At 70.6% G+C, this 15,968-nt stretch carries 14 protein-coding genes; 8 read left to right on the forward strand and 6 right to left on the reverse strand.

Annotation, left to right across the window (positions count from 1 at the left end; translation table 11 throughout):
* From sucD to ABTZ89_RS07815, 3 genes are all read right to left on the reverse strand, one after another.
* Positions 1-922, reverse strand: a 922-nt coding sequence (sucD, locus tag ABTZ89_RS07805) for a succinate--CoA ligase subunit alpha (protein ID WP_351041535.1), incomplete at its 3' end; no start/stop codon positions are given.
* 3 nt (positions 923-925) lie between these two features.
* Entirely contained in the window at positions 926-2,092 is a 1,167-nt protein-coding gene (sucC, locus tag ABTZ89_RS07810) for an ADP-forming succinate--CoA ligase subunit beta (protein ID WP_270954611.1), read from the reverse strand.
* A gap of 260 nt (positions 2,093-2,352) precedes the next feature.
* Positions 2,353-4,053 carry a hypothetical protein gene (locus ABTZ89_RS07815; RefSeq protein WP_351041539.1) on the reverse strand — a complete coding sequence of 567 codons (1,701 nt, stop codon included), beginning with the start codon at positions 4,051-4,053 and terminating at the stop codon, positions 2,353-2,355.
* A gap of 610 nt (positions 4,054-4,663) precedes the next feature.
* On the opposite strand from ABTZ89_RS07815, the gene ABTZ89_RS07820 reads away from it, so the two are divergent.
* The gene (locus ABTZ89_RS07820; protein WP_351041542.1) at positions 4,664-5,362 is read left to right on the forward strand and encodes a M23 family metallopeptidase; all 699 of its coding nucleotides are present in this window, start codon (positions 4,664-4,666) and stop codon (positions 5,360-5,362) included.
* Positions 5,363-5,562: 200 nt separating this feature from the next.
* Entirely contained in the window at positions 5,563-6,153 is a 591-nt protein-coding gene (locus ABTZ89_RS07825; RefSeq protein WP_351041545.1) for a hypothetical protein, read from the forward strand.
* 81 nt (positions 6,154-6,234) lie between these two features.
* On the opposite strand, the gene ABTZ89_RS07830 is transcribed toward ABTZ89_RS07825, so the two are convergent.
* The gene (locus ABTZ89_RS07830; protein WP_270953260.1) at positions 6,235-8,706 is read right to left on the reverse strand and encodes a UvrD-helicase domain-containing protein; all 2,472 of its coding nucleotides are present in this window, start codon (positions 8,704-8,706) and stop codon (positions 6,235-6,237) included.
* A gap of 400 nt (positions 8,707-9,106) precedes the next feature.
* On the opposite strand from ABTZ89_RS07830, the gene ABTZ89_RS07835 reads away from it, so the two are divergent.
* The gene (locus ABTZ89_RS07835) at positions 9,107-9,781 is read left to right on the forward strand and encodes a DedA family protein (protein ID WP_270953261.1); all 675 of its coding nucleotides are present in this window, start codon (positions 9,107-9,109) and stop codon (positions 9,779-9,781) included.
* 308 nt (positions 9,782-10,089) lie between these two features.
* On the forward strand, positions 10,090-10,392 hold the full coding sequence (locus ABTZ89_RS07840) for a chorismate mutase (protein WP_270953262.1): 303 nt from the start codon (positions 10,090-10,092) through the stop codon (positions 10,390-10,392).
* Positions 10,393-10,548: 156 nt separating this feature from the next.
* Here the strand turns inward: ABTZ89_RS07840 and ABTZ89_RS07845 are convergent, their stop codons facing one another.
* Positions 10,549-11,865 (reverse strand): MFS transporter, encoded by a 1,317-nt coding sequence (locus tag ABTZ89_RS07845; protein WP_270953263.1) that lies wholly within the window; start codon positions 11,863-11,865, stop codon positions 10,549-10,551.
* Positions 11,866-11,901: 36 nt separating this feature from the next.
* Positions 11,902-12,693, reverse strand: a complete 792-nt coding sequence (locus ABTZ89_RS07850; protein ID WP_270953264.1) for a 3-hydroxybutyrate dehydrogenase — start codon at positions 12,691-12,693, stop codon at positions 11,902-11,904.
* 216 nt (positions 12,694-12,909) lie between these two features.
* Between ABTZ89_RS07850 and ABTZ89_RS07855 the strand changes: the two genes are divergently transcribed.
* From ABTZ89_RS07855 to ABTZ89_RS07870, 4 genes are all read left to right on the forward strand, one after another.
* Entirely contained in the window at positions 12,910-13,221 is a 312-nt protein-coding gene (locus tag ABTZ89_RS07855; RefSeq protein WP_351041551.1) for a hypothetical protein, read from the forward strand.
* Positions 13,222-13,343: 122 nt separating this feature from the next.
* The gene (locus tag ABTZ89_RS07860; RefSeq protein ID WP_270953266.1) at positions 13,344-14,063 is read left to right on the forward strand and encodes a PIG-L deacetylase family protein; all 720 of its coding nucleotides are present in this window, start codon (positions 13,344-13,346) and stop codon (positions 14,061-14,063) included.
* Between the two features lie 33 nt (positions 14,064-14,096).
* Positions 14,097-15,041, forward strand: a complete 945-nt coding sequence (locus tag ABTZ89_RS07865; RefSeq protein WP_351041554.1) for a hypothetical protein — start codon at positions 14,097-14,099, stop codon at positions 15,039-15,041.
* 115 nt (positions 15,042-15,156) lie between these two features.
* Positions 15,157-15,900 (forward strand): hypothetical protein, encoded by a 744-nt coding sequence (locus tag ABTZ89_RS07870; protein ID WP_351041557.1) that lies wholly within the window; start codon positions 15,157-15,159, stop codon positions 15,898-15,900.
* Positions 15,901-15,968 lie beyond the last annotated feature (68 nt).

Raw genomic sequence — 15,968 nt, forward strand, 5'->3', positions numbered from 1 at the left:
GGGAGACCCAGCCGCGCACTTCACCGACGCGGAACGGGCCGCCCTTGATGATCTCGCGCATCAGCTTGGCGGTCTCGCTCGGCGTCTTGCCGACCTTGACGCCAGCGGCCTCCAGGGCCTCCTTCTTCGCCGCGGCGGTGCCGGACGAACCGGAGACGATGGCGCCCGCGTGACCCATGGTCTTGCCCTCGGGCGCGGTGAAGCCGGCCACGTAGCCCACCACCGGCTTGGTGATGTTGGCCTTGATGTAGTCGGCCGCCCGCTCCTCGGCGTCGCCACCGATCTCACCGATCATGACGATGGCCTCGGTCTCCGGGTCGTCCTGGAACGCCTGGAGCGCGTCGATGTGGGTGGTGCCGATGATCGGGTCACCACCGATGCCGACGCAGCTGGAGAAACCGATGTCCCGCAGCTCGTGCATCATCTGGTAGGTCAGCGTGCCCGACTTGGACACCAGGCCGATCTTGCCGGCGCCGGTGATGTCGGCCGGGATGATGCCGGCGTTGGACTTGCCGGGCGAGATGATGCCGGGGCAGTTCGGCCCGATGATCCGGGTCTTGTTGCCGGTGGCGTTCGCGTGCGCCCAGAAGTAGGCCGAGTCGTGCACCGGGATGCCCTCGGTGATGACCACGGCCAGGCCGATCTCGGCGTCGATCGCCTCGATCACCGCGTCCTTGGCGAACTTCGGCGGCACGAAGACGACCGACACGTCAGCGCCGGTCTCCTCCATGGCTTCCTTGACGGAGCCGAAGACGGTGAGCTGCTTGCCCTCGATCTCGACGGTCTGCCCGGCCTTGCGGGCGTTGACGCCGCCGACGATGTTGGTGCCGGAGCGCAGCATCCGAGCGGTGTGCTTGGTCCCCTCAGAGCCGGTGATGCCCTGAACGATGACCTTGCTGTTCTCGTTGAGGAAGATAGCCACGTCTCATGCCCCCGCAGCCAGCTCGGCGGCCTTGTCGGCCGCACCGTCCATGGTGTCCACCACGGTGACGACCGGGTGGTTGGCCTCGGCCAGGATGCGGCGGCCCTCTTCGACGTTGTTGCCGTCGAGGCGGACGACCAGCGGCTTGGTGGCCTCGTCGCCCAGGATCTGCAGCGCCTGCACGATGCCGTTGGCGACCGCGTCACAGGCGGTGATGCCGCCGAAGACGTTGACGAACACCGACTTCACGGCCGGGTCGCCGAGGATGACGTCCAGACCGGCCGCCATGACCTCGGCGGACGCGCCGCCGCCGATGTCCAGGAAGTTCGCCGGCTTGACGCCGTTGTGGTTCTCCCCGGCGTAGGCGACGACGTCCAGCGTGGACATGACCAGGCCGGCGCCGTTGCCGATGATGCCGACCTCGCCGTCCAGCTTGACGTAGTTGAGGCCCTTGGCCTTGGCCTTGGCCTCGAGCGGGTTCTCGGCGTCCTTGTCGACCAGCTCGGCCTGCTTCTCCTGGCGGAACGCGGCGTTCTCGTCCAGGGTCACCTTGCCGTCCAGCGCGATGATCTTGCCCTGCGGGTCCTTGACCAGCGGGTTGACCTCGACGAGGGTGGCGTCCTCGGCGACGAAGGTGTCCCACAGCTGAACGATGACGTCCGCGACCTGGTCGGCGACCTCGGCCGGGAACTTGGCGGCGGCGACGATCTCCTCCGCCTTCGCCTTGTCCACGCCCTGGATCGGGTCGATGGCGATCTTCGCCAGCGCCTCGGGCTTGGTGGCGGCGACCTCTTCGATCTCCATGCCGCCCTCGACGGAGGCCATCGCGAGGAAGTTGCGGTTGGCGCGGTCGAGGAGGAACGAGAAGTAGTACTCGTCGGCGATGTCGGAGGCGGTGGTGACCAGCACCTTGCGGGTGACGTGGCCCTTGATGTCCAGCCCGAGGATGCCCTCGGCCTTGGTCTCGGCCTCGTCCGGCGTCTCGGCCAGCTTCACGCCACCGGCCTTGCCGCGACCCCCGGTCTTCACCTGAGCCTTGATTACGACGGGCCCGCCCAGTTCTGCAGCGGCTGCCTTGGCCCCTTGGGGTTCAGTCACCACGGCGCCGGGCAGCGTCGGCACTCCGTGGGAGGCGAAGAGCTCCTTCGCCTGGTACTCGTACAGGTCCACTCGACTCTCCTGCGACGTCGGTGTCGGACTGGGTGACGATATCGACCTGCGACGAAGCATGGGGCGTCGAGTCCGGTGAACTGCCTCACCCGAGGCGCGCCATCACGCCTGGTCGACCCGTTCCAGGCGGCGATTCGCCTGTTCGACGGGTCGGATGTGGACGTTCGTGGTGACGAACGGAACAGCTCGACCGGGACCGGTGCGGCTCAGATTCTCGATCAAGCATTCGAGTTGGGCAAGACGTCGGTTCGGGTGACGCGTCAGGCCGCCTTGGTCCGGCTGGCCGCCGCTGCGGAGGCGAGCAGCGCCAGCACCGCGGCGATTCCGAACCACAGACCGGTGCCCGGCGCCGAGTCAGGCAGGCGCTCCGCGGTCAGCGGGTACTCGAGCACCCGGACACCGACGACCACTGCAGCCCCGCAGAGCAGTGCGGCGGCTTGCGACGGACGGCACATCGGCGCGAGGACCGCTGCGGCCACGACTGCGGCGAGTGCGATCAGCAGTCCCCACGAGGCCGTGCCGAACTCGGTGAACACGCCGGGCGCCGTGTAGTCGGGCGCGGTCACCACGGGCAGGGCGAATGCGGCAGCGCCCAGCACCAGCGAGATCAGGGCGGGGATCAGCACCGGTCGGCGCATCGCGATCTCGGTCAGGTCCACTTCGTCGCGCTCCACCGCGCCCGCAACGGCTGCGACGATCGCGGCCGCAGCGGCGAACAGCACCGCCACGCCCGCTGCCCACGCGCCGATCCGGGCCTCCGCAGCAGCGGCCTGCACCGCGGTGAACACCGCATCCAGCACACCCGTCGCCGCCAGCGGGACCAGCACCCAGACCACGGGCAGCAGTGGGCGCACCCGAAGCGCGAGGCGCGGCAGCAGCAGGCCGACGCCGACCAGGATCAGCACGATTCCCGCAGGCCACAGCATCCGCGCCGGGTACGACGACGGGTCGCGCAGGCCGTAGGGCATCTCCACCTGCGGTGCGATCGCGGCCAGCGCGGTCAGCGCACCGGCGATCAGCGCCAGCACCGCCGACGAGACGAGCAGCCTGTTCAGCGCGGGCAGGTGCAGGTCTTCGTCCACTTCGCCGGATCGGGTGCGCCCGGCGGGCAGGGCCAGCGCCACCAGGGCGAACACAGCGATCAGCCCGAGCACGGGACCCCACGAGTAGCTGATCTCCACCAGCATCGCGGCGGCGATCAGCGGCGGGACGACCACGCCTGCCAGCGCTGCGGCCAGGCCGAGCAGCCCGCCGCGCGCGAAGTCCTGGTCGACGGATCCGGCCAGGTAACCGGCCGCGCTGGGCACGCCGACGGCGAGCAGCACGCTGCCGACCAGCACGATCAGCGGCGCGTCGAGCGCGGGCTTCGGCAGCAGGTAGGGGTCGTCGGAGGCGAACGGCGCCATCAGGACGCCGACCGCCGCGAGCACGCTGACGCACAGGACCAGTGCGAGCAGGCCTTGGCGGTTGGCCCCGGGCCGCTCGTCGCTGGGCCCGACACCGCGCACGGCCAGAACCCCGGCCACGATCGCCGCGAAGTGCCCGGCCAGCAACAACCAGACGCCGATCGACGGGGAGAAGAGCTGGAGGGTGTGCAGCTTGAGCAGCTCAGGACGGGCAGCCAGGCCCGGGTCTGCGACGAACTGCGCGTCGAGGACCAGCCGCCCCGGCGCCAGAACCGCCGGCCCGACCAGCACCGCTGCCGCGATGGCCGGTCGTCCGAAGCGGACGGAGGTAGCAGCGATTCCGGCGGGGAGCAGCGCGAGGACCAGCAGCAGCGGCCACGCCAGGAAGGCGGCGGATGCGCTGGGCGCGACGAGGCCGACCAGGGGGCCTAGGCCGACGAGCACTGCGCCGACGACGGACACCGCTATCGCGGCGCGCAGTTGAGAGGTCACGAGCTGCGGATTCGCGGCCGAAGCCGAAGAACCGCCGGACGGGAGGTCAGGCCGCGCAGTCACCGCGCCGACGCTAGCAACCCCGGGGCCGGGCACCGGCACCGACTCGTCTCCTCCGGGGCATCCCGGAGGAGACCGCCCGAACGGAGCATTGGCGGTGCCCATCAAGCCGCTCTTGCGGTGTGACTTATGTCACGAATCATCACGACAGGGTGACTGAATCGAGCCACCCAGGAACAAGTCGTGCCCCGATCGTGCAACCGGCCGCTGATCGAGAACTCGCTGGCAGCTCCGTTGCGCGACGGTCGTTACCAGTATCCGGAAAGCCCCGACAACCACGTCTGGCCCAGCCGTTTCGAACACGGACGGTGCCCGACGCGTCACGTACGGGGATTTGCCCCTAGGGGATCAGCTTGGTTACTGTCCCCCGGTCCGTTGTCACGGTCTGATCACGAAGGACAACCTTTGGCCGGTTCCCCGACCGGCACCCGGAAACCCCGACCCGGGATGCGTGATCGGACTCCCCGAGACGGAAGGGCAGGCATTGGCTCAGCACCGCTCCCCCGGCGGCGAAGCGCAGGTCACGGATCACCCGGAGGCGTCCCCCGACGACCCCTCCAGTAATCCGGGCCGCAACCGGGGCCCATCAACCGCATCCGTCTGGCGTGGCCGCGTGGTCGTCGCCGCCGTTGCCGCCGGCGCTTTCGCAGCTGCCGGGCAATCTCTCGCCGCAGGCGAAGGGCACGCCTCCCCGGACGGGCACGACGACTTCAACGCCTCGGACGCCTCGGCCTCCTTCAACACGGCGATGGCGGAGGACACCCCGCACACCGGTGTTGGCGGCAGCGCTCCCGCTCCGGCCGTGCTCCCGATCGCCAACGTCACTGACACCAGCGACGAGGTCGAGAAGCTCAACAAGAGCGAGCGGATCACCCAGGAGCGCGAGGCGGCCCGCCTCGCCGCCGAGGAAGCCGCCCGGGCCCCCAAGTTCGTGGTTCCCGCGGCCGGCACCTTCACCTCCGGTTTCGGTGGACGCTGGGGCACCACGCACTACGGCATCGACATCGCCAACTCCAAGGGCACCCCGATCTATTCCGTCGCGGACGGCACGATCATCGAGGCGGGCCCGGCGAGCGGCTTCGGCCTCTGGGTGCGGGTGCAGCACGAGGACGGGACGATCACCGTCTACGGCCACGTCAACACCATCACGGCGAGCGAGGGCCAGAAGGTCAAGGCAGGCGACCAAATCGCCACCATGGGCAACCGCGGTTTCTCCACCGGCCCGCACCTGCACTTCGAGGTGTGGAACGCCAGCGGCAAGAAGATCAACCCGCTGCCCTGGATGCAGGCCCGGGGCATCTCGCCCGCATGAGGCTGAAGCTCTCCAGCTGACTTCCTCGAAGTGGCACCGGCTCGCGGTCCAAGACCGACGCGCCGGTGCCACTTCTGCGTTTCGCGGCGGCGCTGGCAGTGCTTTCGGCGGAAAAGTGCGACCTGGGCGCACATTTCGGGCAAGATCGGCGGAGGTCACCACTGCGCGAGCGCGATGGCGCGCCCCGGCGAAAGGACGCGATGCCCGTGGAGGCAGCTGCTCTCGTTCGAGGCGATCGCCTCCTCCTCTCGGACGCGTCCCCGGCCGATGAGGTCGTCTCCTTCGCCCGAGGCGCTGGATTCGAGCAAGGCCGCGAGAACGACACACCGCACGGGTCGGAGCACGTCTGGATCATCCGCAGCGGGCTCTTCTTCCACCACGTCGAGCACGCGAAGGCCGACGTCCGCTACGTGCAGGTGACGGGCGACGACCGGGCGGACGTCCAGCAGTTCACCTGGCTGGCCGGGGAGTTCTTCACGACGGTCGGTGACGACGAGCTGCTGTCGGACGTCCGGGCGGCCAGGACGGCGGAAGAACGCGCCCGGGCTCTGACCCGGCTCGCCGTGGGACTGCCGAGCGAACCGCGCGAGGACGGAATCCGGGCCGTTCTAGAGGGATTCGACGCCAACGACCCGACCGTCCGGCGCGCCGCCCTGCTGTCCGCGCTGTACCTGGACTGGGAGCACGTCGGGCGGAGGGTCCGGAAGATGGCCGAACACGACGACGCCGAGAGCCTGCGGCTGCAGGCCAACTACTTCGTCGATCGCCACGACCGCAGCACAGGGCGCTGACGCGGCCAATCCGGCGAAAAAGCTTCCAGCACTTGGCGGATCAGCCCCGGACCGTCCAGTTCGGACGATCCGGGGTGCCGGTCAGAGCTTGGTGAGCGGAACGCTGCCGATCAGCATGAGGCGGACCTTCCCGGCGCTGCCGAAGTCGATGGTCGCCGTCGCCCTCGGGCCTTCGCCCTCGGTGGAGACCACCGTGCCGAGGCCGTACTTGTCGTGAGTGACCCGGTCACCGGCCTCCAGCTTGAGGGCGACGGTGTCCTTCCAGCCCTTCATAGAGGTGCTGCGCATGCCGCCCGCCGACAGGCGGGCCTGGGCCGAGTCGGAACCGGTGCGGTCGAAGCCTCCGCCGCGGCTGCCCCAGGTGCTGCGGACCTGCGGAGCGGCGCGCTCCGGTTCGATCCGGCGCCAGTGCATCAGCTCTTCCGGGATCTCGGTGAGGAACCGGGACGCCGGGTTGGTCATCGGCTGGCCCCACGCCGAGCGCATCAGCGCGCGGGACAGGTACAGCCGCTGGCGGGCCCGGGTGATGCCCACGTAGGCCAGGCGCCGCTCCTCGGCCAGCTCGGCCGGTTCGCCCAGGGCCCGCATGTGCGGGAACACGCCGTCCTCCCAGCCGGAGCTGAACACCACCGGGAACTCCAGGCCCTTCGCGGTGTGCAGGGTCATCAGGGTGACCACCCCGTCGCCCGACTCGGGCAGCGAGTCCGCGTCCGCCACCAGCGACACCCGCTCCAGGAACGCCGACAGCGAATCGTCCGCCGGTAGACCCAGCGCGGCTTCCTCGTCGTCCTCGGCGGCCGGGACCGCAGCGCCGACCACGGCCTCCGCCGACGGATCGCCCTCGCCCTCGGTCTCGGCAGCGGGGGCGCCCGCACGCGCTTCGGTGAACTCGCGGGCCACCGTGATGAGCTCGGTCAGGTTCTCCACCCGCGTGGCGTCCTGCGGGTCGTCGCTGGCCTCCAGCTCGGCGCGGTACGCGGTGCGCTCCAGCACCTGCTCCAGGGTTTCCGCGACGTCGGACTCCGCCGCCACCTGGTGCAGCTCGTCGAGCAGCGCCACGAACCCCGAGATCGCGTTGCGCGCCCTGGTGTTCAGCAGCGCGACCCGACCGGCCGCCGCATCGCGCAGGGCCTGGCCGAACGAGATCCGCTCCTGCTCCGCGTGCACCGCGACCACGGCCTCCGCCCGGTCGCCGATGCCGCGCTTGGGCACGTTGAGGATGCGGCGCAGGCTCACCGTGTCGTCCGGGTTGTCCAGCACCCGCAGGTAAGCCAGCGCGTCCCGGACCTCGCGGCGCTCGTAGAAGCGCACCCCGCCGACGACCCGGTAGGGCAGGCCGAGCCGGATGAACACCTCCTCGAACACGCGCGACTGGTTGTTCGTCCGGTAGAACACCGCGATGTCGTTGAACGTCGCGTCGCCCGCGTCGACCAGCCGGTCGATCTCCCCGGCGACGAACGCCGCCTCGTCGTGCTCGTTGTCCGCGACGTAACCGACGATCGGTTCGCCGTCGCCCGCGTCGCTCCACAGCCGCTTGTCGCGGCGGTTCGGGTTGCGCCGGATCACCGCGTTGGCCGCGGACAGGATCGTCTGCGTGGAGCGGTAGTTCTGCTCCAGCAGGATCGACCGGGCCGACGGGTAGTCGCGCTCGAACTCCTCGATGTTGCGAATCGTCGCGCCGCGGAAGGCGTAGATCGACTGGTCGGCGTCACCCACCACGCACAGCTCGGCCGGTTCGACGCCGCCCTCCGACACCTCGGTGCCCACCAGCTCGCGGACCAGCACGTACTGCGCGTGGTTGGTGTCCTGGTACTCGTCCACCAGCACGTGCCGGAACCGCCGCCGGTAGTGCTCGGCGACCGCCGGGTGGTTCTGCAGCAGCTCCACCGTGCGCATGATCAGGTCGTCGAAGTCCATCGAGTTGGACTCGACGAGCCGGCGCTGGTAGGCGGCGTAGACCTGGGCGACCTTGCGCTCCATGTCGTTGCCCGCCTGCTCCGCGGCGGCCTCCGGGCTCAGCAGCTCGTTCTTCAGGTTCGAGATGTGCACCGCGAGCGAGCGCGCCGGGTAGCGCTTGGAGTCGAGGTCCTGCTCCCGGGCGATCATGGTGATCAGCCGTCGCGAGTCGTCGGCGTCGTAGATCGAGAAGTTCGACGACATCCCCAGGACCTTGGCCTCCCGGCGCAGCACCCGGACGCACATCGAGTGGAACGTCGACACCCACATCGCATTGGCCCGGCGCCCGACCAGCTCGGCGACGCGCTCCTTCATCTCGGCCGCGGCCTTGTTGGTGAAGGTGATCGCCATGATCTGGCCCGGGTGCGCCCCGCCCGCGAGCAGGTAGGCGATGCGGTTGGTCAGCACCCTCGTCTTGCCCGACCCGGCGCCGGCCACGATCAGCAGCGGCGACCCGGTGTGCACCACCGCTTCGCGCTGCTGCGGGTTCAGACCTGCGAGCAGGGCCTCCGGATCCGTTCCGCGCGGCTCGGCGCGATCGGGTTCGGCGGACGCGAACGGGTCGTTGTTCCACTGGAGGTCAAGTGGGGTGCTCATCGTCCATCCACGTTACCGGCCGCCCCGGACAAAACCCGAATCCCGTGGTACGGCATCCTCCCGCGGTACCCAGCCCGCCCGGCGCGGCGCAGGACCGACCGTTCGCACCGCGGTGTCCCCGAACGGCCGGGCCCCCACGACCGGGTCCCGATTTGCGCACAACGGACATGAAGATCAACAATGGCCACTCGACCACTCACCCCCACCGCAGAACGTGCTGCCGCGTGCGCCTGCTCCGGAAACCGGCCGGCCCGGCACCGGCCGCAGGCCGGCCCCGTGAAGTTCCGAGCCCGGACGCCGGACCCCGGGCCGGCTCAGGGAACTTCCCCGATCCGCAGCACGGCACCGAACGGGACGGTGGTTCCGTCCCCGCCCGAACTCGCTGCGGAATGAGCCCTGCATGGACCTGATCAACCAGATCGACGTCGCGATCCGGGAGTTCATCGCCTGGGCCGCGACGCTGGACCCGTGGCTGTGCGTGCTGGCCGCACTCGTCCTCCTCGCGTTGGAAACCTCCCTCTTCATCGGCGTGCTGATCCCCGGCGAGGCGACCCTGCTGCTGACCGTCGCCGTCCTCGGCGCCGGCTGGGCGCCGGCCCTGTTCGCCGCCGCGGTGCTGGGCAACCTGATCGGCTCGAGCGGCGGCTACTGGCTGGGCCGCCTGCTCGGCCCCGGCCTCCGCAACACCTGGGCGGGGCGGAAGATCGGCGCCGAGCGGTGGCGGACCGCCGAGCAGGTCGTGCAGGACAGCGGCGGACGGGCGCTGATCACGATGCGCTTCGTCGCCGTGGTGCACGCGGTCATCCCGGCCGTGGTGGGCACCTTGCGGATGCCGTACCGCCGGTTCCTCGGGCTCGTCGCGATCGCGGCGATGCTCTGGGCAGGCGTGCAGACCGCCGTGGCGGTGGCCTTCGGCGAAGCAGCCCGCGCGGTCGGGTACGGGTGGACGATGATCGCGCTGACCACCGTGGCGGCCGTCGCCGCGGGCCTCTTCGTGATCCGCAGCGTCCGTCGTCACGCCTCGCGGCGGGTGCCGGAACCGGTGGAAAGCTGCGCTGGGCGGAACGCGTTCTGATCTCCATGGGGACCAAGATCCCGGCCGGGCAGCGCGGACTTCCACCCGAATAACTCGAACTGGTGATCGAAAGACCGATGTGTTCACCCAGTGGGATGAGTGGCTCACCACATGGCTGTGCGCAGGCGAGTTGTGGCACACTGAGTCCGTGCGAGCGCAGACTTACGAGTTTTACTACGGGCCCGGGACTCCGGCGCCCGTAGTTGCGTGAGCTCGAAAACCACTACGAACGCCCTGGAGTCCCTCGGACCCGGGGCGTTTCGCGTTCCTGGGCCGGGGGCGGGGCCGGAGCCGGAGGACAACGCCCGATGAACGCCACAGTGGACGGTGACCAGCCGCAGGCCGAGCAGACCTCGCCCGAGCAGGCCGCAGCGGCGATCGACAACTTCCGCGACGAGATCGACCACTTGGACGCCGAGATCCTGCGCCTGATCAAGCGCCGCGCCGAGGTCTCCCGCCAGGTCGGCCAGGCCCGGATGGCCGCTGGCGGCCCGCGCATCGTCTACAACCGCGAGATGGACGTGCTCGCCCGCTACCGCGAACTCGGCCCCGAGGGCCGCGAGCTCGCGATGATCCTGCTCCGCCTGGGCCGAGGACGCCTGGGTCACTGACCGCGCAGCACCTGACGGCTGTTCTGCAGCGAACGGACCGCTCGCCCCGCACAACGGGACAAACGGTCCGTTCGCTCCAGAGCCGCACTCGCCGAGCGGCGGACGCGCCACAACCGAGGGCGACCCCCGGCGGAACGCGCGTCCGCTCCGGGAACCTCAGATGCCGTGGTCGGCGGCCAGGTCCCGCTCGCGGGTCTCCGGGGACCGCACCACCGCCACGATCGTGACCACCGAGCACAGCGCCACGTAGATCGAGATCGGCACCGCCGAGCCGAAGGCCGCGAGCAGCGCGGTCGCGATGATCGGGGCCAGCGAGCCCGCCACGATCGAGGCCAGCTGGTAGCCGATCGACGCTCCCGAGTACCGCACGCGGGTGCCGAAGAGCTCCGCGAAGTACGCGGCCTGCGGGCCGTACATCGCACCGTGGAACACCAGGCCGATGGTGGTGGCGACGGTGATCGCGAAGAACGACTTCGTGTCCAGCATGGTGAAGAAGAAGAACGCCCAGACCCCGGTGCCGATCGCGCCCACCAGGTACACGGGCCGCCGCCCGACCCGGTCGGAGAGCGCACCCCACAGCGGGATGCTGATGAAGTGCACGACCGCGGCGATCAGCGACGCGTTCAGCGCCACCGAGCGCGGCAGCTCCAGGAACGTCGCGACGTAGGTGAGCACGAACGAGGTCAGCACGTAGTAGACGACGTTCTCGGCGAACCGCGCGCCCATCGCCGTGAGGACCTCGCTGCGGTACCGGCGGAGCACCTCCAGGATCGGCGGCTTCTGCTCTTCGCCCTGCTCGGCCGCCTTGCTCGCCGCTTCCAGGAACAGCGGCGACTCGGCGACCGCCAGCCGCACCCACAGGCCGATCAGCACCAGCACCCCGGACAGCAGGAACGCGACCCGCCAGCCCCAGGCCAGGAACGCCTCGTCGCTCTGCACCGCGGCCAGCACCGCCAGCACCGCGGTGCCCAGCAGGTTGCCCAGCGGCACGCCCGCCTGCGGCCAGGACGCCCAGAAGCCGCGCTTCTCGGCGGACCCGTGCTCGGAGACGATCAGCACCGCCCCGCCCCACTCGCCGCCGATCGCGAAGCCCTGCACCAGGCGCAGCGCGGTCAGCAGCAGCGGAGCCGCCACCCCGACCGCTTGGTAGGTGGGCAGCAGACCGATCAGGAAGGTCGCGCCGCCCATCATGATCAGGCTCAGGACCAGCAGCTTCTTGCGGCCGAGCCGGTCGCCGTAGTGGCCGAAGACCAGCCCGCCGAGCGGCCGCGCGACGAATCCGACCGCGTAGGTGATGAACGCCAGCATGGTGCCCACGAGCGGGTCGTGCGCCGGGAAGAAGAGCTTGTTGAACACCAGGGCGGCGGCCGAGCCGTAGAGGAAGAAGTCGTACCACTCCACGGTGGTGCCGACCAGGCTCGCCACCACCACGCGGGCGGTGGACGATCTCGCCGGGACTGACTCGGTGGTCATGCGCTGTCCTCTCTGCCGAGCCGGGATCCAGTTGCCTCAGTTCGCGGTCCAGCCGCCGTCGATCGGGAACGTGGCCCCGTTGACCGACGCCGTGCCCGGTCCGCAGAGCCAGATGGCGAGGGCGGCCACCTCGTCGGGTTCGACCAGGCGCTTCACCGGGGTGCGCGCCAGCAGGACGTCCTCCACCACCTGGGTTTCGGGGACGCGGTGCAGGCGGGCCTGCTCGGCGACCTGGCGCTCCACCAGCGGGGTGCGGACGAATCCGGGGCTCAGGCAGTTCGAGGTCACGCCGTAGGGCGCGCCTTCCAGCGCGACGGCTTTGGACAGCCCTTCGATCGCGTGCTTCACGGTCACGTACGCGCTCTTGTACGGCGAGGCGCGCGATCCGTGCACGGAGGAGATGTTGATGATCCGCCCCCAGCCCTTGCCGTACATGCCCGGCAGCGCGGCGCGCACGATCCGGAACGGGGACTCCACCATCACCCGCAGCATGCTGCTGAAGACGTCGGTCGGGAACTCGTGGATCGGCGCCACGTGCTGCATCCCCGCGTTGTTGACCACGATGTCGGCCCGCTTGCCCAGGTCCGCGGCGGCGTCCAGGTCGTCGAGGTCGATCACCAGCGCCTCGGCGCCGATCTCGGCCGCCAGCGCCTCGACCTTGGCCGCGGCCCGATCGACGGCGACGACCTCCGCCCCGGCGTCGGCCAACCGTCGTGCCACCGCCGCGCCGATCCCGCTGGCCGCGCCGGTGACCAGAGCTCGTTTGCCCGCCAGACCCGTGGCGGGCTCGGTGCCGGTTCGATCCGATCCGGTCGAGCGATCACTCATAGCCTTCAGAACCTAAGCGTGACCCGGATCTCAATCCAGAGGCTGAGGCCAACCAATTCCGGCGCTTCCGATCAGCGGATACCCCAGATCACCACGGCGACCCGCGCCACCGCGGAGCCGACCGGGCGCCGGCGCTGGGCCGCTCGGGCGAGCCCCGGAGGAGATTCAGGGATATCACCCATACCGGGCAGGGCGGGGACAAGGCAGACTGTGGTCATGGTTGGTCTTGTGGCCTTTCTCGTGACACTCGCCGCGGTGCTCGCCGCCGCCGGACACGCGGGGTACCTCGCGATGCTGAGCTCGGCCGCGAAGAAGCGGGCCGGTGGTCAGCCCGCCGTCGACTTCGCCAAGAAGCGGCTCCCGATCGCCGGGGTCGGCCTGGGCGTGACGCTGCTGGCGTTCCTGATCGCCGCGGGTGGCGACGGCGGAGCGGACGTCTTCGCGATGATCCTCGGCGCGGGCGGCGGGCTCGGTTCGCTCAAGGCGCTGCAGAGCACGCAGAGCCGATTCCGCAACGGCCAGTACTGATCGACGACGCGCTGCTGGGTCGTTCGGAGTAGATCCGACCGCTGAACGACCCACAGCTATCACTCAGCGCACACGTTCGACCCCGCTCTGGAGTTTTCCCGGCTTCGCCGTAGCCTGTGGCCATGACCACCTCGTCGGGCAGGTTCCAGCGCGCGCTCGTGGTCACCGCACACCCCGACGACGTCGACTTCGGCTCCGCAGGCACCGTCGCCTCCTGGGTCGCCGCGGGCGCGGACGTCACCTACTGCATCTGCACCTCGGGTGACGCGGGCGGTTTCGACAGCACGCCGCGCGAGGACGTCCCGCGCCTGCGGCAGAACGAACAGCGCGCCGCAGCAGCCGCCGTCGGGGTCACCGACGTGCGCTTCCTCGGCTACCAGGACGGGCAGGTCGTCGCGGACCTCCGCCTGCGCCGGGACATCGCGAAGGTGATCCGCGACGTCCGCCCGGACCGCGTGATCACGCACTCGCCTGAGATCAACTGGGCGCACCTGGCGGTGTCGCACCCGGACCACCGCGCGGTCGGTGAAGCCGTGCTGGCCGCCGTCTACCCCGATGCGCGCAACGCCTTCGCGTTCCCCGAGCTGCTCGAGGCCGGGTTCGAACCGTGGACCGTCGGCGAGCTGTGGATGTCGGAATCCCCCGAAGAGCGGATCAACCGCGCCGTCGACATCACCGATCAGTTCAACGCCAAGCTGGCCGCGCTCGCCGCGCACCGCTCGCAGACCGCGCACCTCACCGACCTGCCGGACCGGATCCGGCGGCACCTGACCCGCACGGCCGAGCGGCACGGCATGACCGGCCGGTTGGCCGAGGCATTCCACGTAGTCGACACGTCGTGACTCCCCGCGAGTCGCAGGAAGTCGAGACCTCCGATGCACAGCGGCAGAACCCTCGGCTGGAGCGGCCAGCTCGACTGGCCGCCGCCGGCCCCGGAAGCCCCGACGGGCGGTCGGCACCGCAGGACCGACCCGGCGGCCGGCTGGACACCGGCCCCCCGAGCTGCGACCTCGCACGCGCTCGATCCGCTGGTGGACACCGCGCCGGTCGGCGGGCTGCACAAGTTCGACCTGGGCATGGTGCCCGCGTCGGTCACCCCGCCGCGCAGCTGGCGGCAGGCGGCGTGGTTCGCGATCGCCTCGTCGGCCGCGGCGCTGGGCGGGTTGGTGATGGTCACCTCGATGCTGGCCGGGAACACGACGACGATCGACGCCCTCGACCTGCCGAGCATGCCCCGCGGCCGGGACTACCCGCCGCTGATGCCCGACGGCGACCGGGACCGCTTCTTCCTCACCGGTGATCCGACCAGGCCGGAGGCGGTGCGCCCGACCGGTTCGGTGCTGCCCGCGTTGCCGCCCAGCGCGGGAAGCGCTCCGCCCGCTCTCGGCACGACTCCGACTCCCGGCACGACTCCGACTCCCGGCGTGCCCGGTGAGGGCACCGGATCGCCCAGCCCGGCCCCGCCGACGACGACCACGCGTCCCAGCACCAGCGAGATGCCGAAGCTGCTCTCGTTCACCGACACGGAGGGGATGAAGCGGCGCAGCGACGACTACTACGCCGCGATCAGCCGCGGTGACCTGCGCGGGGCCTACGCGCTGACCACGGGACGGCTGAAGGACGAGGGCTACGAGGCCTTCGCCGCGAGGTACTCCGGCGCGAAGTCCATCGAGGTCACCAACGTCTACGTCACCCCCACCAGCACGGTGCACACGCTGCGGGTGACCGAGTCGGACGGTTCGGTGCAGACCCAGCGGCGCGAGCTGCGCTACGCGCGGGGCGACAACCCGATGATCAACTCCGACGAGCGGCTGGGTTGACCGGTCACGGATGGTGCCCGGCACTGCTCCATTCGGGAGGACCCGCCCGCCTCTTCCGGTGAACTCGGCGAAATCCCTTCCGGTTCGCGGGCGCGCCGGGGTACGTGTTCACGCCGTGGAGACTCCTTCGCCCGGCCGACGGCGCGATCAGACCTCGGATTCGATCAGCGTCGCCGAGCTGATCCGCCGCACTCCCTTCACCCTCGACCACGAACGCCTCGCCGGCGCGCTCATGCAGGACGACGACACCGCGGGCACCCAGCCGCTGACCGGTCGGATCGCCTTCGGAACGCTGGGCGTGCTGCTGTTGCTGGGCGCGACCCTCTCCACCGCCACGATCGTCTCGAAGCCCGCCGACGCACCCCGCCCGACCGCCTCCGCCGCTCCGATCGAGGGCGGGCTCGCGCTGCGGCCGGACCTGGTTCGGGACGCGCGCTGGCCGTTCGCCGCGAACGGCGGCTTCGCCGATGCCGAACCCGACGGCGACGCCCCCGAGCAGCCGGAGGCGCCGCAGCTGATGACCGCCAACCCGGCGGCGGGCAGCGCCGTGTCCGCGCTCACCGTGGTCCGCGACTTCTACCAGCACCTGCCGCACGACACGACCGGCGCGCTGTCGATGATCTCCCCGGACCTGGTCGCCGGGCAGCAGACCTCGCTGTCGCGGGCGTGGCGGGACGCCGAGTCGGTGCAGGCCGAGCCGTGGAGCGAGCCGGACGGCGCGGTGCGGGCGGACGTGGAGGTGCGGTACCGGGACGGCGACCGGGTGGTGCTGCACCAGCGGTTGACCGTCGAGTCGGACTCCGCGCCGAAGATCGACGGCGTCGAACTGCTCGGCGCCAAGCACTCCGCTTCCCGCTGAGCCACCTCGCCGCTCACCGCCTGTTGGCCGACGCCGCTTCCGCGAACGCGGACGGTTGCGGCAGCAGG

The organism is Saccharopolyspora sp. NPDC002686 (assembly GCF_040295745.1).
GTDB classification, from domain to species: Bacteria; Actinomycetota; Actinomycetes; order Mycobacteriales; family Pseudonocardiaceae; genus Saccharopolyspora; species Saccharopolyspora oryzae.